At 70.6% G+C, this 20,998-nt stretch carries 18 protein-coding genes; 7 read left to right on the top strand and 11 right to left on the bottom strand.

Features of this window, described 5'->3' with window-relative positions:
• Nucleotides 1-37: 37 nt before the first annotated feature.
• From MKD51_RS00450 to MKD51_RS00495, 10 genes are all read right to left on the bottom strand, one after another.
• Nucleotides 38-1,033, bottom strand: a complete 996-nt coding sequence (locus MKD51_RS00450) for a ribose ABC transporter permease (RefSeq protein WP_240236950.1) — start codon at nt 1,031-1,033, stop codon at nt 38-40.
• Complete coding sequence (locus tag MKD51_RS00455) at nt 1,030-2,619, bottom strand: sugar ABC transporter ATP-binding protein (RefSeq protein WP_240236952.1); 1,590 nt, start codon at nt 2,617-2,619, stop codon at nt 1,030-1,032. The genes MKD51_RS00450 and MKD51_RS00455 overlap by 4 nt, the downstream gene beginning before the upstream one ends.
• A gap of 4 nt (nt 2,620-2,623) precedes the next feature.
• Nucleotides 2,624-3,592: a substrate-binding domain-containing protein gene (locus MKD51_RS00460; protein ID WP_240236954.1), complete on the bottom strand. Its 969-nt coding sequence runs from the start codon at nt 3,590-3,592 to the stop codon at nt 2,624-2,626.
• A gap of 40 nt (nt 3,593-3,632) precedes the next feature.
• Nucleotides 3,633-5,171, bottom strand: coding sequence for an FGGY family carbohydrate kinase (locus tag MKD51_RS16255; RefSeq protein WP_240236956.1), 1,539 nt, complete (start codon nt 5,169-5,171; stop codon nt 3,633-3,635).
• A complete protein-coding gene (locus MKD51_RS00470) occupies nt 5,168-6,178 on the bottom strand; it encodes an alcohol dehydrogenase catalytic domain-containing protein (RefSeq protein WP_240236958.1) in 1,011 nt (336 codons plus the stop codon). Before MKD51_RS00470 ends, MKD51_RS16255 begins: the two co-directional genes overlap by 4 nt.
• Nucleotides 6,179-6,373: 195 nt before the next feature.
• Nucleotides 6,374-7,234 carry an aldehyde dehydrogenase family protein gene (locus MKD51_RS00475; protein ID WP_240236960.1) on the bottom strand — a complete coding sequence of 287 codons (861 nt, stop codon included), beginning with the start codon at nt 7,232-7,234 and terminating at the stop codon, nt 6,374-6,376.
• Nucleotides 7,231-8,778 (bottom strand): aldehyde dehydrogenase family protein, encoded by a 1,548-nt coding sequence (locus tag MKD51_RS00480; RefSeq protein WP_240236962.1) that lies wholly within the window; start codon nt 8,776-8,778, stop codon nt 7,231-7,233. Before MKD51_RS00480 ends, MKD51_RS00475 begins: the two co-directional genes overlap by 4 nt.
• Before the next feature lie 11 nt (nt 8,779-8,789).
• The gene (gene deoC, locus MKD51_RS00485) at nt 8,790-9,797 is read right to left on the bottom strand and encodes a deoxyribose-phosphate aldolase (RefSeq protein WP_240236964.1); all 1,008 of its coding nucleotides are present in this window, start codon (nt 9,795-9,797) and stop codon (nt 8,790-8,792) included.
• A 98-nt stretch (nt 9,798-9,895) separates the two neighbouring features.
• Nucleotides 9,896-10,846 carry a sugar-binding domain-containing protein gene (locus MKD51_RS00490; RefSeq protein WP_240236965.1) on the bottom strand — a complete coding sequence of 317 codons (951 nt, stop codon included), beginning with the start codon at nt 10,844-10,846 and terminating at the stop codon, nt 9,896-9,898.
• A gap of 168 nt (nt 10,847-11,014) precedes the next feature.
• Nucleotides 11,015-12,058 (bottom strand): galactitol-1-phosphate 5-dehydrogenase, encoded by a 1,044-nt coding sequence (locus MKD51_RS00495; RefSeq protein WP_240236967.1) that lies wholly within the window; start codon nt 12,056-12,058, stop codon nt 11,015-11,017.
• Nucleotides 12,059-12,390: 332 nt separating this feature from the next.
• Between MKD51_RS00495 and MKD51_RS00500 the strand changes: the two genes are divergently transcribed.
• The 4 genes from MKD51_RS00500 to MKD51_RS00515 all read left to right on the top strand — a co-directional run bounded on the left by MKD51_RS00500 (nt 12,391) and on the right by MKD51_RS00515 (nt 16,489).
• Entirely contained in the window at nt 12,391-12,903 is a 513-nt protein-coding gene (locus MKD51_RS00500; RefSeq protein ID WP_240236969.1) for a hypothetical protein, read from the top strand.
• On the top strand, nt 12,900-14,321 hold the full coding sequence (locus tag MKD51_RS00505; protein WP_240236971.1) for an NAD(P)/FAD-dependent oxidoreductase: 1,422 nt from the start codon (nt 12,900-12,902) through the stop codon (nt 14,319-14,321). The genes MKD51_RS00500 and MKD51_RS00505 overlap by 4 nt, the downstream gene beginning before the upstream one ends.
• Nucleotides 14,322-14,446: 125 nt before the next feature.
• Complete coding sequence (locus MKD51_RS00510; protein WP_240236973.1) at nt 14,447-14,665, top strand: antitoxin; 219 nt, start codon at nt 14,447-14,449, stop codon at nt 14,663-14,665.
• A gap of 360 nt (nt 14,666-15,025) precedes the next feature.
• Entirely contained in the window at nt 15,026-16,489 is a 1,464-nt protein-coding gene (locus tag MKD51_RS00515; protein ID WP_240236975.1) for a lipase maturation factor family protein, read from the top strand.
• A gap of 38 nt (nt 16,490-16,527) precedes the next feature.
• On the opposite strand, the gene MKD51_RS00520 is transcribed toward MKD51_RS00515, so the two are convergent.
• Nucleotides 16,528-17,172: an isochorismatase family protein gene (locus tag MKD51_RS00520; protein WP_240236977.1), complete on the bottom strand. Its 645-nt coding sequence runs from the start codon at nt 17,170-17,172 to the stop codon at nt 16,528-16,530.
• Between the two features lie 77 nt (nt 17,173-17,249).
• On the opposite strand from MKD51_RS00520, the gene MKD51_RS00525 reads away from it, so the two are divergent.
• The 3 genes from MKD51_RS00525 (at nt 17,250) to MKD51_RS00535 (ending at nt 20,941) form a co-directional block, all read left to right on the top strand.
• Complete coding sequence (locus MKD51_RS00525) at nt 17,250-18,260, top strand: helix-turn-helix domain-containing protein (protein ID WP_240236979.1); 1,011 nt, start codon at nt 17,250-17,252, stop codon at nt 18,258-18,260.
• Nucleotides 18,261-18,268: 8 nt separating this feature from the next.
• Nucleotides 18,269-19,489 (top strand): hypothetical protein, encoded by a 1,221-nt coding sequence (locus MKD51_RS00530; RefSeq protein WP_240236981.1) that lies wholly within the window; start codon nt 18,269-18,271, stop codon nt 19,487-19,489.
• A gap of 135 nt (nt 19,490-19,624) precedes the next feature.
• Complete coding sequence (locus tag MKD51_RS00535) at nt 19,625-20,941, top strand: GAF domain-containing protein (RefSeq protein ID WP_240236983.1); 1,317 nt, start codon at nt 19,625-19,627, stop codon at nt 20,939-20,941.
• The last annotated feature ends 57 nt before the right edge of the window (nt 20,942-20,998 follow it).

Raw genomic sequence — 20,998 nt, forward strand, 5'->3', positions numbered from 1 at the left:
GTAGCGGCCGTGCAACAGGCTCAGGTCGAGGGCCGGCTCACGCCGGCGCCCCGCGACGACGCAGCCGATCGATCAGCACAGCCGCGAGGATCACGACACCCATGATGATCTGCTGGTAGAACGACGCCACATTCATCAGCGTCATCCCGTTGGAGAGCACGGCGATGAACAGCGCGCCGATGAGCGTGCCGATGAGCGAGCCGCGACCTCCCATGAGCGACGTGCCGCCAAGGACGATCGCCGCGATGGCGTTCAGCTCGTAGCCAGAGCCCAGGTCGGGTACGGCGCTTTCGAGCCGCGCGGCAACGATCAAGCCCGCGATGCCAGCGCACAGCCCCGAGATGACGTAGGTCGCCATGATGACGCGTCGCACCGGGATGCCACTCAGACGAGCGGCCTCGGCGTTCCCGCCGATCGCGTAGAGCTGTCGCCCGAACACCGTGCGGTTGAGCAGGAACCAGCCGCCCACGTAGACGATGGCCATGATGATCACGGCGTACGGAACCCCCAGCAGGCTCGCCTGCCCGATCCAGGAGAACTCGACGTCGGCCGGCACGACCGTGGTGCCACCGGTGCCCACGTAGACCACGCCGCGCAGGTAGGTCAGTGCCGCCAGGGTCACGATGAATGCGGGAAGTGCGAACCGCGCGACGAACACCCCGTTGATCGCGCCGACCGCGGCGCCAGCGATCAGCGCGAGCAGGATCGCCGCGATCGCGGGCAGCGAGCTGTTCGCGGCCACGATCGCGACCATCGCAGCGACGCCGAGCGCTGAACCGACCGACAGGTCGATGCCCGCCGTCAGGATCACGAACGTGCCGCCGGCCGCGAGGATCGCGATCGCCGAGACCTGTCGCGTGACCTCGATGAGGTTGCTCACCGTCCAGAAGTACGGCGCGATCGCCGCCATCAGGGCGATCAGTGCGATGAGCGCGATGCCGACACCCAGTTGATCGTTGCGATCGAAGAAGCTCTTGAGCGCGCCGGCCCTCGACGAGCCCTGCGTCTCCTTCTCGAGCGTCGAAGTGGTCATGATCGTGCTCCTGTAGCGATGTCGTCCGTGCCGGCGGACGCGGATGTGGGTGCGATCTGGTGAGCACCGGTGAACGCGGATCCCTCGGCGAGACCGAAGGCGTGCGCCATGACGGTCTCCTCGGCGAGGTCTGCATTGGCAAGGTCTGCGACGAGCTGGCCCTCGCGCATGACGACGATCCGATCGGCGAGCCCCAGCAGCTCAGGCAGCTCCGACGAGATGACGACGATCGCCATCCCGCGCGCGGCGCAGTCGTCGATGATGCGATAGATGTCCGCCTTCGCGCCGACGTCGACGCCGCGGGTCGGCTCGTCGAGGATCAGCACCATCGGCTCAGTGCCGAGCCACTTGGAGAGCAGCACCTTCTGCTGATTGCCGCCCGAGAGCTCCCGAACAGGCTGATGGATGGATGCGCCACGGATCCCAAGGCGGTCACGAGCGGCGACCGCCGTCTTGGCGACCGCACGGCCGCTGACGATGCCGCCGCGTGCGACGCGGCCGAGGCTCGCAAGCACCACGTTCTCGGCCACGCTGCGACCGAGCACGAGGCCCTGGTCCTTGCGGCTCTCTGGCACGAGCGCGATGCCGCTGCGCATCGCTCGCCCAGGGGAGCTGGCGCGGACCACCGTGCCGTCGACGGACACGGTGCCCGTGGTGTGGCGATCGGCTCCGAACACGAGACGCGCGAACTCCGACCGTCCGGAGCCGACGAGTCCGGCGATGCCGACGACCTCGCCGGCCCGGGCGGTCAGGTCGATCGGCCCGATCTCCTTGCCATCGCCCAACCCGCGAACGTCGAGGACGACGTCGCCGGGCTCACCGCGCTGATCTGTGAAGAGGCTCTCGATGGAGCGCCCGACCATACGGGTGACGATCGCGTCGGGCGTGGCTTCGGCAGCCGGCAGCGTCTCGACGTGGCGACCGTCGCGGAGCACGGTGACCGTGTCGGCGAGCTCAGAGATCTCATCCATCCGGTGAGTGATGTAGACGATCGCGACGCCCTGATCACGCAGCTCACGGACGATACGGAACAAGTTGACCGTCTCGCGCTGGGAGAGCGACGCCGTCGGCTCGTCGAAGATGATCACCTTCGGGTGCATCGACAGCGCCCTCGCGATCTCCACGAGCTGCTGCTGCCCGGTGCTCAGGTGCTCCACCCGCTGGAGCTCGGAGAACGTCGCCTTGACACGGTCGAGGTGCTCCCGAGCACGGATGCGCGTGGTGCGCCGGTCGAGCAGCCGGCTTGCGGTGCGGTGCTCCCGGCCGAGCGCCAGGTTATCGGCGACCGAGAGATTCGGCGCCATGAGGAGCTCCTGGTGCACGAGCGCGATGCCCGCCTCCTGCGCACCGCGCACATCGAAGGACACTTCCTCCCCCTCGAGCTCGATGGTGCCGCTGTCGGCTCGGTGGATGCCTGCGAGCACCTTCATGAGCGTCGACTTGCCCGCCCCGTTCTCGCCGGCCAGCACGTGCACCTGGCCGGCGAGCAGGTCCAGATCGACCCCGTCGACGACGGTCGTGCCCGCGAAGCTCTTGACGATCCCCCGCATGCGGACCACCGTGCGGGGTGCGATCTCGACCGTCATTGCATTAGCCCCAGGGCGTGTAGTCGGGGGCAGACTCGACGTCGATCAGCTCGGTTGGCAGCTCGATCACGGTCTGCTCAGGCTGCTCGCCCTCGAGGATCCCGAAGCCGATCTCGACACCCTGGCGGGCTAGCGCCGCCGGATCCTGCGCCGCGGTGGCGGTGATCATGCCGCCGGCGAGGATGACGTCGACCGCGCTGCTCGCCCCGTCGACCGAGGTGATGATGATGTCGATGCCGCGCTGTTCGGCTGCGAGCATCACGCCAGCCGCCGTCGGGTCGTTGATGGCGAACACCCCATCGATGTCAGGGTTCGCGGTCAAGATGTCGGTCGCCACGGGCAGTGCCTGATCGCGGCTGTTGTCACCGCGCTGCTCCGCGACAATCTCGATCTCCGGGTAGTTCTCGAGCGCTGCCTTGCAGCCGATCACGCGGTCGGCGACAGCGGAGATGGGTGTGCCGTCGACGATCGCGATGCGGCCCTCGCCGCCGAGCTGCTCTGCAAGCGAGGTGCAGGAGATCTCGCCCGCCTGCATGTTGTTGGTGGTGACCGAGACGGTCGCGTTGGTCACCACCGAGTCGATGCCGATGACGGCGATGCCGGCGTCGATCGCGCGCTGCACGGCGGGGCCGACGCCCTCGGAGTCGACGGGATCGATCACGATGAAGTCGACCTGCGAGGTGATCAGCTGATCGATCTGGTTGGACTGCACCTGCACGTCCTCGCCCGCCTCCTGCGAGATGACGCGCGCGCCCATCTCCTCCGCCGTCGCCTGCGCAGTCTGAGACTCCGCGACGTAGAACGGGTTGGTGCTGTTCGAGACGGTGATGCCGACGACGACCTCGTCCTCCCCACCGCCGCCCCCTGCTGCGGCACAGCCGCTCAATGCAATCGCGGCACCTGCGATGAGCACGGGTGCGGTCAGGAGGCGTCGGCGACTGCGGACGCGGGTCGATTGGACTTCGTTGGCCATGGGATTCTCGTTTCTTTCTGACATCGGGGGTGAAGGTGGATCAGTCGGTGTCGCCGGCGGAGAACTGCTCGAGCCGCTGGAAGACGGGATCGACGCGCTCGGTCAGCTCGTCGAAGATGCCGCGCAGCTCGCGGTAACGGGCATGGCGGGCAGGGTCGGGCTCGGTCGCCGCGGGCAGCTCGTGCCAGCTCGTCGCAGCGGCGGCGATGTCGGTGATGTGGCCCGTGGCCGTCGCCGCGATCAGCGCGTTGCCCAGCAGCGCGCACTCGGCACTCGACATGCGCACGAAGGGAACGCCGAGCACGTCGGCCTTGATCGAGACCCACAGGTCGGACTTCGAGCCACCACCGAGCGCGCGCACCTCGGTGAGCGGATGCCCCGTGACCGCCGGCGCCCGCTCTGCCCACTCGGCGTACTGAAAGGCGATGCCCTCGAGGATCGAGCGGTAGAGGTGGCCGCGCCCGTGGCTCGCGGTGATGCCGACCCAGCCGCTGCGCAGATGGGGTCGCGCGGGGGTCACGCCACCCTGGATGTGGGGCAGCCACAGCAGCGCGCCGGAGCCGACGGGCGCGGCCGCGGCGAGCGTCTCGAGCTCGGCGAACGCCTCGTCGGGGGTGCCGGGGTGCTGCAGGATGTCGCGGCGCAGCCACTCGTTGGCGAGGCCGCCGCCATTGACGAACGCGGCGCTGACGTACTGCCCCGGCACGATCGACGGGCCGGTGACGAGCGACATCCGTTCGGTGTCTGGCGCCCAGCGGTCGAGTGCCATCAACAGCAGGCTCGCGGTGCCTGCGGAGTCAGAGGCCTGACCTGGTTCGACGATGCCAGCGCCCAGGCCGCCGACCGGCTGGTCGCCGCCGCCGGCCGAGATCGGCGTGCCGACCGGGATTCCGGTCGCCCGGCTCGCGGCTGCGCTGACGGTGCCGATGATGTCGGTGGGTTCGACGATGCGCGGCAGCTTCTCGATGTCGAGCCCGAACAGATCGACGAGCTCGGGCGACCACTGGCGAGCCGCCGTGTCGGCGAGGCTGGAGAATCCCAGGTAGGAGGAGTCGATGTAGGCGTCCTCGACACCGAGGCCCGCGAGCCGCGCGGCGAGGAACGGCCCAGGCACCTGGAAGCGCGCAGTGGCGCGATATGCCTCGGGCTGTGTGCGCTTCAGCCACCGCTCCTTGGTGCCGTGCGTGTAGGTGGGTGGTGCGCCCGAGATGCGGGTGACGGTCTCGGCCACATCGCTGAGCTCGCGGATGTCGCCGCTGCACCGGGAGTCGAGCCACGAGTCGAACGGGAAGACCGGGTCGAAGTCAGCACCCACGGCCCCGATGCCTGCCATCTGGCTCGAGAACGACACGCCGACGATGTCGGCGGCTCGCCCCGACTCCGCGACCGCGCGACCGATCGCCGTGTGTGCGTGCTGCTCGATCTCGAGCAGATCCTGGTCGACCACGCCCGGGCGAGGCGTGCGCAGCCGGGCGGGCACGGACGCGCTCGCCAGGATGGTGCCATCCAGATCGATCACGGCTGCCTTGACGAGCGTCGTACCGGCGTCACAGGCGACGAAGACGGGAGATGAGGTCACGGCTGCACCATCGCTTTCAATGCCTCTCCGCCGGCCATCGCGGCCATGGCGGCAGCGATCTCGCGGAGGGGATAGGTCTTCGAGACGATCCGCAGGTAGGGCTCGGGGTCGGCGAGCAGCAGCTCGAGCGCGTCGACGCAGTCCTGCGTGGTGTTGGCGGTCGAGCCAGTCACGATCAGCTCTCGGTAGTGCACGAGGTTTGCGTCGAGCTCGACGCCGCCGCGCCCGCTCGGCAGCCCGGCGAAGAAGTTGATGCGGCCGCCCAGCGCTGCCGACGGCAGCGCCTCACGGAACGCGCTCGGCGCGGGCGTGCACACCAGCACGCAGTCGGCGCCGCGACCGCCGGTCTCGGCGTACACCCGCTCGGGCAGCTGCTCGGCTCGCGGGTCGATGGTGCTGGTGGCCCCGAACTCGAGCGCCAGCCGTCGCCGCAGCTCGGAGGTCTGGCTGACCAGGATCTGCTCGACGCCGAACTGGCGTGCGATGAGGACCGCAATCAGTCCGATCGGGCCCGCACCGCTGATCAGTAGGGTGTCGGATGCGGTGAGGCCGATGGCGCGGATCCCGCGGAGCACGGCCGCGACCGGCTCGACGAGTGCGCCCACGACGGGGTCGGTGCCCGACGGCAGCAGCAGCAGGTTGCCCTGCTCTACGGCCCGGGCGGGCATCGCGACGGTCTCGGCGAAGGCGCCATCGAAGGTGAGCCCGACCGACTGGTATGCGGTGCAGAGGTTGCTGCGCCCGCCCGTGCACGCGACGCAGGTGCCGCACCCGACATTGGGGGCGATGGCGACGAGTGAGCCAGGGACGAGGTCGGAGCGATCGGAGCGGTTCTCGCGGACGCGGCCGACGAACTCGTGGCCCGGCACGCGCACGGTGCCCTCCGGGAAGAGGCGATGCTCGCCGCGGGCGATCTTGAGGTCGGTGCCGCAGATGCCCGCCACGACCACCTCGAGCAGCACGCCGCCCGGCTCGGCCTGCGGCGTGGGGCGCTCGACGAGCGTCATCGTCGCTCCTGGGGAAAATTCGTAGGCAAGCATGACCGTTCGATACCTCATTGGATGTCGCGGTGAACAAATGCGCACTCGCTCTTCACAAGTGCAGTTCGTCGAGCGTGGCTCTCGTCGACGTGTGGTGTCAACGCGAGCAACGGATTCGCGCATTGGTGGATGGTTTCTGCTCATGTGAGCAGAAACCATCGCTCAGATCATGCTCTTGGTGTGCCAGACGGTCTTCGTCTCGGTGAACGCGCGGATGCGTTCGAGCGATGGCGCGACCGCCGCTGCCCCGGTCTCGGGCCAACGCACGCGCTTCACGGTGCCGACGGCCGCTGTCTCGAGCGCGATCCAGTCGAGCTCGCCCGCTCCGACCAGGTCGAGCGCGTTGACGTCGGCGTGCGACGCGAGCCAGGGCGCGATCTCGGCCGGGGAGCCCGTGAGCACGTTGAGCACGCCACCCGGCAGATCGCTGGTCGCAACCGCCTCTGCGAGGCTGATCGCCGAGAGCGGGAACCGCTCGCTCGCGATCACGACCACCGTGTTGCCCGTCACGAGTGCCGGCGCAATGGCGCTCACGAGGCCCAGCAGCGAGGAGTCCTGTGGCGCGATGATCGCGACAACGCCCGTCGGCTCCGGCACCGAGATGTTGAAGTAGGGGCCGGCGACGGGGTTCGCATTGCCCGCGACCTGCGCGAACTTGTCTGCCCAGCCGGCGTACCAGACCCAGCGGTCGATGGCCTCGTCCACCTGCGCGGCGGCCGCCGCTCGCGAACCGCCCTCCTGCGCCACGATCTCATCGACGAACTGGCCGTGCCGGCCATCCAGCACCTCCGCGACGCGGTACAGCACCTGGCCGCGGTTGTACGCGCTCGCCCCTGCCCAGCCGCCGAACGCGGCGCGGGCTGCACGCACCGCATCCCTCGCGTCCTTGCGCGAAGCGAGCGACGAGTTCGCCAGAAAGCGGCCCTTCGGCGACTGGACGACGTAGCTGCGCCCTGACTCGGAGCGCGGGAACGCGCCTCCGATGAACAGCTTGTAAGTCTTGGGAACGGCAAGTCGATTCACTTGGCGGCCTTCTTCCGGGACGAGGTCTTGGCAGGCAGCGCGGCGGGCGTCGCGGCGGTGATGGATCGGCGGCTCGCACCGCGCGGAGTCGAGGTGGACTGCTGAGCCTCGGAGGCCTGCAGGTAGGCGCCGATGCCCTGGCGCCCGCCCTCTCGGCCGTAGCCCGACTCCTTGTAGCCACCGAATGGTGAGGTGGGATCGAACTTGTTGAACGTGTTCGCCCAAACCACGCCGGCCCTCAGCTGATCGGCGAGCGCCAGGACCCGCGACCCCTTGTCGCTCCAGATGCCAGCGGACAGCCCGTATGGCGTGTTGTTGGCCTTCGCGATGGCCTCGGCCGGGGTGCGGAAGGTGAGGATGGAGAGCACCGGTCCGAAGACCTCCTCCCGCGCGATGCGGTGGCTGGTCTGCACGTTCGTGAAGATCGTCGGCGCGTACCAGAACCCCTCGCTCGGCAGCACGCAGTCCGGACTCCACTTCTCGGCGCCCTCGGCCTCGCCTGCGTCGGCCAGCTCGGCGATGGTCGCGAGCTGCGCGGCCGAGTTGATGGCGCCGACGTCGGTGTTCTTGTCGAGCGGGTCTCCCACGCGCAGCGTCTGCATGCGCGCCTTGAGCCGGTCGACGAACTCGTCGTGGATGCTCTCCTGCACGAGCAGCCGGGATCCTGCGCAGCAGACCTGGCCCTGGTTGAAGAAGATGCCGTTGACCACGCCCTCGATCGCCTGGTCGATGGGCGCGTCGTCGAAGACGAGGTTCGCGCCCTTGCCGCCGAGCTCCAAGGTGAGCCTCTTGCGCTGACCCGCGATCGATCGAGCGATCGTCTGGCCCACTCCGGTCGAGCCCGTGAACGCGACCTTGTCGACGCCGGGATGTGCAACCAGCTGGCCGCCCATCGAGCCGGGCCCTGTCAGGATGTTGACGACGCCACGGGGCAGATCGGCCTGCTGCAGGATCTCGGCGAACAGGATCGCTGTCAACGGAGTGGTGGAGGCCGGCTTGAGCACCACGGTGTTGCCGGCCGCGAGCGCGGGTGCGATCTTCCACGCCAGCATCATCAGTGGGAAGTTCCAAGGGATGACCTGCGCGGCGACGCCCAGCGACCTCGGGTTCGGTCCGAGCCCCGCGTGCTCGAGCTTGTCGGCCCATCCGGCGTAGTAGAAGAACCACGCGGCGACCGTCGGGATGTCGAAGTCGCGGGTCTCCTTGATCGGCTTGCCGTTGTCGAGACTCTCCGCAACGGCCAGCTCGCGGCCGCGCTCCTGCACGAGCCTCGCGATGCGGAACAGGTACTTGCCACGGTCGCGCCCGGAGAGCTTCGACCAGGTCGTGTCGTAGGCGCGACGGGCCGCCGTGACGGCACGCTCGACGTCGTGGCCGTCAGCGCACGACATGGTGGCCAGCTTCTTGCCGGTGGACGGGGCGATGGTGTCGAAGGGTGTGCCACCGCCTTCGACGAACTCGCCGTCGATGAACAGGCCGTACTGATCCTGCAGCCGCAGGATCGAGGTCGACTCCGGAGCCGGGGCGTACTCGAGGAAGCTCATGGCGATGATCCTTAGTCGATGGTGACGTAGTCGGGGCCGGAGTAGCTGCCGGTGGTCAGCTTCTGGCGCTGCAGCAGCACGTCGTTCAGCAGCGAAGACGCGCCGAAGCGGAACAGGTGCGGCTGGAGCCAGTCCTCGCCGACCGTCTCGGCGACGGTGACGAGGTACTTGATCGCGTCCTTCGAGGTGCGGATGCCGCCGGCAGGCTTGACGCCGATGCGCTCGCCCGTGATGCGGTGCCAGTCGCGCACGGCCTCGAGCATCAGCAGTGTCACCGGCAGCGTCGCCGCCGGGCTCACCTTGCCGGTGGAGGTCTTGATGAAGTCGCCGCCGGCGAGGATCGAGAGCCAGGAGGCCCGGCGCACGTTGTCGTAGGTGGTGAGCTCGCCGGTCTCCAGGATGACCTTGAGGGATGCCGCGGAGCCGTCGGGGCGGCGGCAGGCCTGCTTGACCGCGACGATCTCCTCGAAGACGTGCCCGTAGCGCCCCGCGAGGAAGGCACCGCGGTCGATGACCATGTCGATCTCGTCGGCGCCGGCCGCGACCGCCTCGGCGGTGTCGGCGAGCTTGACGGCGCGCGATGCGCGACCACTCGGGAAGGCGGTCGCGACGGCGGCGACCGCGATCTTGCCGTCGTCCGGGTCGCCGTGGGCGGCGCCGAGCGCTTCGACCGCCGCCCCGACCATGTCGCCGTAGACGCACACAGCCGCGACGCGCGGCGCCGACGCGTCGGACGCATCCGTCGTGACTGCCTTGCTCGCGAGCGAGCGCACCTTGCCCGGCGTGTCCGAGCCCTCGAGCGTCGTCAGGTCGATGAGCTCGATGATGCGGTCGAGCGCCCATCGCTTCGAGGTGGTCTTGATCGATCGCGTGCCCAAGCCTGCGGCGCGCTGCTCGAGGCCGACGGCGTCGACGCCCGGCAGCCCCTCGAGGAATCCGCGCAGTGCGGACTCACTGACGTCTGGCCCGAGCATGTCGACCGCGCGCTGCGCGGGTGCCATTGCTCTCACGATGCTCATGTCGTTTCGTCCTCTCAGATCGCGCGCGCGTGCGCGTCGATCAGCGTGCTCAGGTGCGCGTGACGCGTCCGTGGTCGTGCCGTGGGCGGCATCCGGGATCACTGCTCGCCCTCGAGCAGATATCTCGCGGTCTCGTCGTCGGTGACGAGCACGGTGCAGAGACCGCTGGCGACGATGGTGCGGCAGATGTCGTGCTTCGCCTCGCCAGCGAGGACGGCGATGGCGACCTTCGCCTGCCGGATCGTCTCGATCGAGATCCCGAGCGTCCTCGCGTCGAGCGAGGGGTCGATGATGTTGCCGTCGGCGTCGATGAAGCGGCCGAGCACATCGGCCACCGCGCCCTTGCGCACCAGCTCGGCCACGTCGTCGGTCGACAGATAGCCGCTCTCGACGAGCACGGAGCGGCTGTCGACCGCACCCGCGCTGAACACGTAGGCGCTGGCGCCTCGGCCGAGCTCCAGCACGCCTGCGACCGTGCGATCGCCCTCGATCACCTCTCGTGTCGCGCGCTCCTCGAGGATCGCCGGGCTAGGCAGCAGGGTCGCGCTGCCGCCCGCCTTCTGGGCGATCGTCACGGCGGTGTTGGCTGCATTGGAGGCACGTCGGTTGAGGCTGACACCGCCGTTGACCTGCACCACATTGACGTTGTTCGCCCACCCCTCGACCAGCTGGTCGGCGATGTCGTGCATCGTGCGTCCCCAGCTCAGGCCAAGGGTGCGCGGCACCGGCCGCAGTCCCGTGAGGTACTCGGCGGCGCCAGCGGCGACTCGGCGGCGCAGCTCTGGCTCAGTCTCGGCACCGGCCTCAGGCACGACGACGGCGTCCAGCAGCCCGAACCGCTCCTTCAATGCGCGCTCCAAGGGCAGGCGCCGCGCGCGCGGGTGCACGATCTCGATGCGGATGAAGCCGGCCTCCTTGGCTTGCGTCAGCAATCGGCCGACTTTCCAGCGCGTCAGCCGCAGGATCGCTCCGATCTCATCCTGCGTCTTGCCATCCTCGTAATAGAGCTCGGCGGCCCGGACGGCTAGCAGCTCGGTCTCTGCCTTCATGCGTGCGCTCCTGCAGTCGATGCGGTCGTGGGGGCCCTACTGCTGGGTCGACGTGACCAGCGAGTGGACGTGGTGATGGATGTCGGGGGTCGCCTCCGTCGCCCGCTGTCGACCGTGTCACCGTCGATGGCGATGGCGATGGCGATGGCGATGGCGATGGTCATGAGCTCACCCCTGGTTGGGGAGGAACAGCACCTTCGAGCTGAAGATCGAGCGATCGAACAGTTGCCTCATGGTGTCCGGCAGCTCATCGAGACCGAGCTCGTGCGTGATCATGAACTCCCAGCGCAGCTCTCCGCTCGCGAGGCGCTCGGCCGACTCGGTCCACTCGCGGCCCGGGAACGGCGCCGAGAACGAGTTCCAGCTGCCATGCAGCGTCACCTCGTTCCTGAGGAAGTGGCTGAACACCTTCTTCTCCAACTCGACGGTGGCATTCGGGATGCCGATGAATGCCGCGTGACCCCGTCGAGCGACCAGAGAGACCGCAAGCGCGATGGTGGGCGGCACGCCGGCCGATTCGATGACCGCGTCGTAGCCCTTGCCTGCGTGGCCGCGAGCCTGGTCATCGTTGACCGCGGTGTGCGTCGCGCCGGCTTCGACGGCCATGGCTGTCTTCTGCTCGTTGAGATCGACTGCGAGCACCTCGGTGGCCCCCATGATGCGTGCCCACTGCACTGCGAACAGGCCAATCGGACCGGCCCCGATGACGGCGACCCGCGATCCCTCGCCGATGCTCGTGCGCAGCAGGGCGTGCAGGGCGATGGCACTGGGATCGATCATCGCGGCGGCACGCGGGTCAAGCCCTTCAGGCATCCTCAGAGCGTTGTCCTGGGGCACGGTGACGTACTGCGCATAGGCGCCATCGCGGCGGCTGCCGAAGTAGTCGTAGTCCTCGCAGAGGCTGAAGTGGCCCGCCTCGCAGCTCTCGCACTGGCGGCACGGCAGCAGCGGGGGGACGGAGATCAGGTCACCGACGGCAAACGCGGTGACGTCGGCGGCGACGCTGACGACGTGGCCGGAGAACTCGTGGCCGCAGATGATCGGGGCACGGTAGGCGCCGTTGACGTTCATGCGCGGGATGTCGGAGCCGCAGACGCCGCACGCGGCGACGGCGACGAGCATCTCACCGGCACCCGGCACCGGCACCTCGACCTCCTCGACCCGGAGGTCGCCCGGCGCGTACATCTGGACTGCGGTCATCTTGTTGGTCATCCGTCGACTCCTGGTTCTCAGCGCGGTCGCACTGGTGCTCCGTCAGGCAGTGCTTCGTGAACCTCACGGTATGACCAGCGATCACCAAAATCTGCGGATGTTGCCTCTCTTGCTCACATGAGCACAACCTATTGCTCCATGTCTACATCTGAGCAGCATCCGCGAGCAGTGACCAACGAGGCTGGGCCAGTGCCCTGCTGGCGGTCGGCCACGCTGCAGGAGTCGTCGAAATCGCGGCGATGATCGAGGGCGGCGTTGCCGCGGTGTCCGGGTTGCCCTCGCCACGACGACGCGCAAGGCTGTCCGTGTACCCCGACCCGAAGGAGGCAGCGATGAGCGGGAGCTCTCGTAGCGACGCCGACGAGCACCTCGCCACCTACCTCAACGAGCATCTGCTGGCGAGCGAGGGCGGTCTGCAAGCGTTCCAGGCAGCCGCCCGCACCTTCGAGGGCACACGTCACGAGCCTGCGCTGCTCGCCCTCGCCGAGGACATCGCGCGCGACCGACGCGACCTCGCCCGACTCATCCAGCACCTCGGCTTCCGGCCGGCCGGCTGGAAGCGTCTGCTCACGCTGGCCTTCCAGACGGTCGGCTCGATCAATCCGGTCAACCTGCTGCGCATCCGGCGCGGCTCCATGGCGCAGCTCGAGCTCGACGTGCTGACCGGCATGGTGCGCGCGAAGCTGTCGATGTGGGATGCGCTGCTCGAGCTGGCCGAGCGGGATGACCGCTTCGACCGCGCGCTGCTGACCGACCTGCAGGGCCGCGCTGAAGGCCAGATCATCGAGCTGCAGCGCATCAGCCGCGAGTCGGTGCGCGAGCGCTTCGTCGAGGGAGGCGCGTGACCACCGCCGTCATCGTCGGCGCGGGCCCCAACGGGCTCACGGCCGCCGCGGTGCTGGCCCGCGCAGGGCTCGAGGTGACCGTGGTCGAGCGGCTCGACGGCATCGGCGGCGCGGCCGCGAGCGCCACCGCCTTCGACGACCAGGCGACGATCGACCTGGGCGCCGCCGGCCACCCGTTCGGCGCCACGAGCCCCGCCTTCCGCGCGCTCAAGCTCGAGCAGCACGGGCTCGAGTGGGTGCACGCCGCGTCCCCCATGGCGCATCCGCTGCCCGGCGGCCGCGCGGCCATCCTGCACCGCGACGCCGAGCAGACCGCCCGCGAGCTCGGCGTCGATCGCGACGCCTGGCTGCGGCTCCACGCGCCCGCGACCGAGCATCCCTATGCGACGGCCGCGAGCATCCTCTCGCCCCTCATCCGCGTGCCCGACGACCCGCTGCTGCTGGCGCGCATCGGGCTGCGCGGCGCCCTGCCCGCGAACCTGCTGGCACGCACGATCTTCCGCTCGGGGGCCGCGCAGGCGCTCTTCGCCGGCTCGGCAACGCACGCGACGCTGCCGCTGGGCGCGCCGCTGACCAGCGCCTTCGGCGTCGCGTTCGGCGGCGTCGGCCACGCGACCGGCTGGCCGTTCGCCAAGGGCGGCTCGCAGGCGATCCCGGATGCCCTGGCTCGCGTCGCACAGGCGGCCGGCGCTCGCATCGAGACGGGCGTCGAGATCACCGACCTGCGGCAGCTCGACGGCGCGGATCTGGTGCTGCTCGACGTCACCCCGCGCCAGCTGCTCGGGCTCGCGGGCGACCGACTGCCTCGCCGCTATGCGCGCCGGATGGCCGACTGGCACTACGGCCCCGCGGTCTCGAAGCTCGACCTGCTGCTCGACGGTCCGATCCCCTGGGAGGACGAGCGCGTCGCCGGTGCCGGCACCGTGCACGTGGGCGGCACGCTGCGAGAGATCGTCGAAGCCGAGTCGGCCGTCGCGCGCAGGCAGATGCCAGAGCGGCCCTTCGTGCTGCTCACCCAGCCGACTGCCGCTGACCCGGGGCGCGCGCCCAGCGGCAAGCACGTCGTATGGGCCTACGCGCATGTGCCGAACGCCTGGCCGGGTGACGCATCCGACGCCATCGAGGCGCAGATCGCGCGCTTCGCGCCCGGCTTCCGCGAGCGCATCCTCGACCGGCGGTCGACGCCTCCTGCCGCGCTCGAGCGCTGGAACCCCAACCTGGTCGGCGGCTCGATCGGCGGCGGTTCGCTCGCCGGCACGCAGCAGCTCATGCGACCACGCCCGTTCAAGCCCTATCGCGTGCCGATCGACGGGCAGTTCTACCTCTGCTCCTCGTCGGCCCCGCCCGGCGGCGGCGTGCACGGCATGAGCGGATGGCACGCGGCGCACGCGGCGCTCAAGGAGCTCAGGGCGGGGTGAGCCTCACCGCCGGTCGATGGCGAGATCGGTCGGATGCTGGACGCCAGCGAAGCCCGGAGGCTAGGTTTCGAGCGAGGCTGACGGCACGTCACGTGACGCGCGGGGCCGCGCACGAGAGGAAACCCATGGGCGCACTGGATGACCTGACCAACGCAGCGAAGAACTTCGTCGCTGAGAACAAGGACCAGATCGACTCGGCTCTGAAGAGCGAGAAGGCCGAGGAGATCAGCGACTCGGTGCTCGGCGCCGTCGCCGAGAAGGCGAACGAGGTCACCGGCGGGCAGCACGCGGAGAAGATCGAAGACGTGCGCACCTCGATCGACGGCAAGCTCGGCAACCAGTAGGACAGCCGCCATCGGCTCGCGCCGGTGATCGCGCAGCCCGTCGCCCCTGCTGGGCGGCGGGCTGCGCGGCGTGCACGGCGCACACGGCTGACACGCGGCGGTGCGCCGGAGCAATTCGGTCAGAGCGGCGCTCCAGTTGGATAGTCCGATCGAGTGCACCCACAGCCAGAAGAGTTCCGGACGCACTCGCCCCACCCGACGTCGCCATCTCGCCGAGGTCGCCCCGGCAGCGCGGCGTGCGCGTGCTGCCGGGCTGACGGGGCTTGTCCCGCGCCAAGTGGCGCGCAACGCTGACGGGAAGGGTGCCGAGACGCCGGGCCTCGCCCGGCTGCTCGACCAGTGGGTCGGAGGAGGTGAGCCATGGATTGGGCAGCGCTCACCTGGCTCGACGCCCCATACGCCGAGCTCGCCCGACAGGTGCTGCAGCGCGGCACCGCGGCCGTCTTCGCGATCGCATTCGTCTCGACGCTGCTGCAGTTCCCGGCGCTCTGCGGCGAGCGCGGGCTGCTCCCCGCCCCGCGCGTGATCGCCGCCGGCGCCCTCGACGGCCAGCCCAGCATCTTCCGCTGGCACTACTCCGACCGGCTGCTGCGCATCCTCTGCCTCATCTCGATCTCGATCGCGCTCACCCTCGTCGCCGGCCTCCCCCAGCTCGGCCCGCCCTGGCTGCCGATGCTCGCCTTCCTCGCGCTCTGGATCGTCTACCTCTCGATCCTGCCGCTCGGTCAGACCTTCTACGGCTTCGGCTGGGAGCTGCTGCTCTGCGAGGCGGGCTTCCTCGTGGCGTTCCTGGGGTCGGATGCGTCGGCACCCCCGACCTTGACGCTGCTGTTGGTCGTGTGGCTGGTGTTCCGGCTGGAGTTCGGCGCCGGCATGATCAAGATCCGCGGCGGTCGCGAGTGGCGCGACCTCACGGCGCTCACCTTCCACCACGAGACGCAGCCGATGCCGGGGCCGCTCAGCCGCACCGCGCACCTGCTGCCGCGCTGGTTCCACCAGGGCGAGGTGGTCGCCAACCACGTGGCGCAGCTGGCCGTGCCGTGGCTGCTGTTCGCGATCGTCATCCCGCACCCGGTGTCCGCCGCGATCGCGAGCGCCGCCGCAGCGGTCGTCATCCTCACGCAGCTCTGGCTGGTGATCACCGGCAACTTCGCCTGGCTCAACTGGATCACGATCGTGCTCGCCTTCGCCGCCGTCGACGACCGCGCGGTCGCGTGGCTCGTCCCCGCCTGGACCGCCCGCGAGCACGCGCCGACGCCCGCGTGGTGGAGCATCCTCGTGGCCCTCGTCTTCCTCGCCTCCGTCTGGCTGTCGATCCCGACCGTGCGCAATCTCGCCTCGCGCCGCCAGCTCATGAACGCATCCTTCAACCGGGTGCGGCTCGCGAACGCCTACGGCGCGTTCGGCACCGTCACGAGGGTGCGCGAGGAGATCGTGATCGAGGGCACGATGGCTGAAGACCTCGGGTCGGATGCGTCAGGTGACGCCGAGTGGGTCGAGTACGGCTTCCGGGGCAAGCCGGGAGACGTGCGGCGGGTGCCCGGCTGGTTCGCGCCGTACCATCTGCGGCTCGACTGGCTCATGTGGTTCCTGGCGCTGGGGATGCGCGGAGCGTGGTTCACGGTGCTGCTCGAGCGGCTGCTCGAGGCCGATGCGCCGACGCTGCGGCTGCTCGGGCACGACCCCTTCGACGGCGAGCGGCCGCGGTGGGTGCGAGCGCGCATCTATCGCTACCGCTTCGCGACGCGCGCCGAGCACCGCGCAACCGGTCAGGTGTGGATGCGCGAGGACCGTGGGCTGCTGGTGGGGCCGATGCGGCACTGACGCGAGCGGGCGCGCTTGGAGCAGCGCCCGCGCGCGAATCAGGCGGCGGCTGCTTCGCCGAAGGCCGCACGCCCTTGCGCGGCCGAGGTGCCCAGGTCGCTCTTCGGGAGCACCGCATCCGCCTGCACCGCATCGGTCCACGCGGCGGTCGTCGCGACCGCCGCGAAGTTCGAGTGCAGCAGCACCATGAGCGTCTCGTGCACCTGCTGTGCCGAGGCGCTCCCGGCCTCGTTCGCGAGGTGGATGGCTCCCGTCGCGTCGGAGAGCACCTCGACGGCGAAGCCCATCGGCTCGGCTGCGGCGGCGGTGCCGAGGACGCAGTTGTTGGTCATGTAGCCGACGAGCGTGAGCGTGTCGACCTGCTGCTCGCGCAGCCGGGCGACGAGCGCGTCGTCGGCGAGCACGCTCGCGACGGCCTTGCTGGAGCGCAGCCAGGCGTCGGTCGCCCGAGCCTCGACGGCGTCGTGCACCGCGTGCGCCGCCGAGCCCTTGGCGAACACCGGCGCATCCTCGGGCAGCTCGTGCTGCACGGCGACGATCGGCATGCGGGCACGCTCGGCCGCGTCGATCGCATCGACGATCTTCGCGAGCGAGCCGTCGCGAGCGGGGTGCTGGATGGGCAGCACCGGCCCATCGAAGTACTCGTTCTGCACGTCGATGATGATCAGGGCGCGGTTCGGCATGGGTCCTCCTCGAAGCCGGTCGGCGGCCGATCGGCCCGCCTGCATCCATCGTGGCCTCCACTGCTCAGGTATCGTGAGTGGCGCAAACGCACAGTTTCGATGAGATCGGGCCAATCCTGCGCATCGCCATCCACGCCTTCGACGACATCACCGCCTTCCACCTGTCGACGCCGCTGCTCGTCTTCGGCGAGGTGGCCCGCGCCGGCCTCGCCGATTGGAGCACCGTCGTCTGGAGCGACGACGGTGCCAACGTGCGCACGACCGAGGGACTACTGGTCGCCGGGCTCGCGGATGCGCAGGCGGCGATGGATGCGGATCTGCTCATCTGGCCGTCGTGGCCTGATGCGCTGCCGCCCGTTCCCGAGGCGCTGATCACCCTGATGCGCGATGCCCACGCGCGCGGCGCGCGCATCGCTGGGCTGTGCCTCGGCGCCTTCCCCGTCGCCGCGAGCGGGCTGCTCGACGGGCGCGCCGCCGTCACCCATTGGGCACGCGCCGACGAGCTCGCGCGACGGCATCCCGCCGTCGACGTGCGGCCCGCCGCGCTCTCCATCGACCACGGCGACGTGCTCACCTCCGCCGGCACCGCATCCGCCCTCGACGCCTGTCTGCACATCGTGCGCGAGCAGCTCGGCGCGGCCGCCGCGGCGACCGTCGCCCGCGCGCTCGTCGTCGCTCCGCACCGCGACGGCGACCAGGCGCAGTACGTCGAGCGCCCGCTGCCCGAGCAGGCCGGCCAGGGCGCGATCACCGAGGCACTCGAGTGGGCGATCGGCAATCTCGACCAGCCGATCGCGGTGGCGTCACTCGCTGCACAGGCGCACATGAGTCCGAGGAGCTTCACCCGCCGCTTCCGCGAGACGACGGGCACGAGCCCGGCGAGCTGGGTGCTCGCGCGACGCCTCGACGAGGCGCGTCGGCTGCTGGAGACCACAGAGCTCTCGGTGACGCAGGTCGCCGAGGCGTGCGGCTTCGGCAGCCCGGTGACGCTCCGGCAGCGCTTCGTGCGCGCGTACTCGACGACGCCCACCTCGTATCGTCGCCGGTTCAGCGTCGGCGGCGTGACCGCTGGGGCTCCGGTGCGATGAGGCTGGTCGTGCGCTCCTCGACCGAACGCGCCCGCGGTCGGCGCCGCAGACCGGCGAGATCCGCCACCCTGCCCGCGCTCGCGCTGCTCCTCGTCGCTGCGCTCGCCGGCTGCACGCCCGGCGCGCTCGCACCCATGCCGGAGCCGTCGACCACAGCGCCCGCGGTCGGCGAGCCCTCCGCGACACCGACGTCGGAGCCCGTTGACGCATCCGACGCCAGTCCGGCGCTGCTCGTGACGCTCGCCGCATCCGACGGCCTCGCCATCCTCGACCCCGAGGCAGCGGATGCGCTGCTCGACGTCGTCGAGGTCGGCCAGGCACCGTGGGGCGTCGCCGCGCATGACGGCACCGCCTACGTCTCGACGGCGGAGGGCCTCGCTGTCGTCGACCTCGCCACCCGCAGCCGCACGGCGCTCGTGTCCTATGAGCACCAGCCCAGCGAGGTCGGCTTCGGCGAGTATCGCGACGGCGGGCTCGGCATCGCGGTCGCGCCCGACGGCGAGCACGTCTACGTCGCCGTGCACCGCTGGCCCGACCCGGCCTGGCTCGAGGTCTACGACGTCGACGAGGAGCGCTTCACAGGGAGCGTCGACGTGGGGATCCGGCCGTTCGACGTGCTCGCCGACCCTGCCGGCGAGTGGGTGGCGACGATCGACCACGACAGCTACACGGTCTCGATCGTCGACACTGCGTCGGGGTTCGACCCGCAGGACCTCGAGGTGCGGCAGGTCGAGATCGCACCCTTCGGCAACCTGGGCTTCGCCGGCTGGGAGAAGCCGCACTACGCCTCGATCACGGCCGACGGCCGCATGGCGCTGCCCTACCAGGGGCTCGTCACGGTGCTGCTGGATCCCGCGACCGGCGAGACCGAGCGCATCGAGACGACCGCGAACTCGCACCAGCACGGCATCGCGACGGCGCCCGACGGCACGCTCGTCGCGGCCGGCACGGGCCCATTCGGCACCGCGACCGGCCAGCCGAACGCCTCCTTCCTCGACCCGGCGACCGGCGAGGAGGAGGTCGTGGCGCTCGAGCATCCGCACGAGACGGTCGCCATCTGGCAGCCGGCCGACGACGCCGCCTGGCAGGCCGTGCTCGCCGGCGGCTTCACGCGCGACGGCTGGTGGGACGGACTGACGCTCATCGATCCGGCATCCGGCGCCGTGCGCGAGATCCCACTGGAGGGCAGGCCGCAGCACGTGATCGCGGCTGAGCTGCCCGCCCGGTAGGGATCGGGCCGGTCCGCCAAGCCGACCGCCGTGGTTCGCGTGCGCGCCCACCACCGGCCGCCCCGATCGCCCGGCACGTCGCGAGCGCCCGCAGCTACACTGATCGACACGCTCCCCGATGGCGAACGGAGCCCCATGCCCACATGGACAGAGCCGCGCGACGGCGCCTCCCGACTGCTGGTCGAGCGCGCCCACGACGAGCTCGTCGCCGGCAACGCGGACGATCCGCGCCTCGCCGCCATCCGCCCGCTCGTGCGCGACAGCTGGAGCCGCTCGCTCGCGAGCCTCGCCGGCGTCGAGGGTGCCCCGACCCTCGATCTCGACGCCGAGGCCCTCGCCGCCTACCGCAGCGCGCATCCGCTCGCCGGCGCGCTCGAGCTGATCCGCTCGCTGCTGCTGCCCGGCGACGCGCTCGACTCGGGCGTCGTCGTGGCACTCGGGGATGCCTCCGGTCGCCTCCTGTGGGTCGAGGGCGATCGGCGCGTGCGGGCCCTCACCGGCGACATGGGCTTCGTCGAGGGCGCGAACTGGTCGGAGGACGTCGTCGGCACCTCCGCGCCCGGCACTGCTCTCGCGCTCGACCGCTCGGTGCAGATCCACGGCCCGGAGCACTACAACCGGCTCGTGCAGCCGTGGTCGTGCACCGCGGCACCCGTGCGCGACCCCGAGACGCGCCGCATCCTGGGCGTGCTCGACGTGACGGGCGGGCCCGAGGCGGCGACCGCCCAGGCGCAGCTGCTCGTCGACGCCACCGCGCGGGCCGTCGAGGGCGAGCTGCTGGTCGCGAGGCTGCGCGCCCGCGGCGAGCAGCCGAGGCGCTCGGCTCCCCGCCCGGCCCGCCGCTCGACCCCGCGCGTGCCGACCTCCACCCTGCGCGTGCTCGGCCGCGACCTCGCGATGCTCGAGCTGCGCGGCGACGAGGGCGAGCGCTCGGTCGAGCTCAGCGAGCGCCATGCAGAGCTGCTGCTCATGCTCGCGACCCACCGGCAGGGCCTCGCGGGCGATCGCCTCGCCGAGCTGGTCTACGGCGACCCGGGCTCCGAGTCGCTGCGGCCGGAGATGGTGCGCCTCAAGCGCGTGCTCGCGGAGGCCGCCCCACACCTCGTGCCCGCCTCTCGCCCCTATCGGCTCGAGGCCCCGCTCGAGACCGACCTGCAGCAGATGCTCTCGCTGCTCGACCGCGGCGCGCACCGCGTGGCGCTGGCTGCCTACCCCGGCGACGCGCTGCCCGGCTCGCGCGCGCCCGGCGTCGAGGAGCTGCGGGAGACGGCGCTCGCCGCGCTGCGCGAGTCGCTCATGACGGAGGCGGGGGTGGATGTGCTGCTCGCGTTCGCCGACACGGCCGCCGGCAGCGACGATGTCGAGCTGCTGCGGCAGTGCTTGCGGATGCTGCCGGCGCGCTCACCGCGGCGGGCGGGGCTGGTGGCGAGGCTGGAGCGGCTGGAGCTCTAGGGAGACCGAGGCCCGGGACGGGCCTCGGCGCTGGGGTCGCGGCAGAGGCCCGAAAGG

The organism is Agrococcus sp. ARC_14 (assembly GCF_022436485.1).
Lineage (GTDB): Bacteria > Actinomycetota > Actinomycetes > Actinomycetales > Microbacteriaceae > Agrococcus.

Bases quoted from the DNA above. Each gene is read 5' to 3' on its own strand.
- MKD51_RS00450 (WP_240236950.1), bottom strand. From the start codon at position 1,033: ATGACCACTTCGACGCTCGAGAAGGAGACGCAGGGCTCGTCGAGGGCC.
- MKD51_RS00455 (WP_240236952.1), bottom strand. From the start codon at position 2,619: ATGACGGTCGAGATCGCACCCCGCACGGTGGTCCGCATGCGGGGGATC.
- MKD51_RS00460 (WP_240236954.1), bottom strand. From the start codon at position 3,592: ATGGCCAACGAAGTCCAATCGACCCGCGTCCGCAGTCGCCGACGCCTC.
- MKD51_RS00470 (WP_240236958.1), bottom strand. From the start codon at position 6,178: ATGACGCTCGTCGAGCGCCCCACGCCGCAGGCCGAGCCGGGCGGCGTG.
- MKD51_RS00480 (WP_240236962.1), bottom strand. From the start codon at position 8,778: ATGAGCTTCCTCGAGTACGCCCCGGCTCCGGAGTCGACCTCGATCCTG.
- deoC (WP_240236964.1), bottom strand. From the start codon at position 9,797: ATGAGCATCGTGAGAGCAATGGCACCCGCGCAGCGCGCGGTCGACATG.
- MKD51_RS00490 (WP_240236965.1), bottom strand. From the start codon at position 10,846: ATGAAGGCAGAGACCGAGCTGCTAGCCGTCCGGGCCGCCGAGCTCTAT.
- MKD51_RS00495 (WP_240236967.1), bottom strand. From the start codon at position 12,058: ATGACCAACAAGATGACCGCAGTCCAGATGTACGCGCCGGGCGACCTC.
- MKD51_RS00500 (WP_240236969.1), top strand. From the start codon at position 12,391: ATGAGCGGGAGCTCTCGTAGCGACGCCGACGAGCACCTCGCCACCTAC.
- MKD51_RS00510 (WP_240236973.1), top strand. From the start codon at position 14,447: ATGGGCGCACTGGATGACCTGACCAACGCAGCGAAGAACTTCGTCGCT.
- MKD51_RS00515 (WP_240236975.1), top strand. From the start codon at position 15,026: ATGGATTGGGCAGCGCTCACCTGGCTCGACGCCCCATACGCCGAGCTC.
- MKD51_RS00520 (WP_240236977.1), bottom strand. From the start codon at position 17,172: ATGCCGAACCGCGCCCTGATCATCATCGACGTGCAGAACGAGTACTTC.
- MKD51_RS00535 (WP_240236983.1), top strand. From the start codon at position 19,625: ATGCCCACATGGACAGAGCCGCGCGACGGCGCCTCCCGACTGCTGGTC.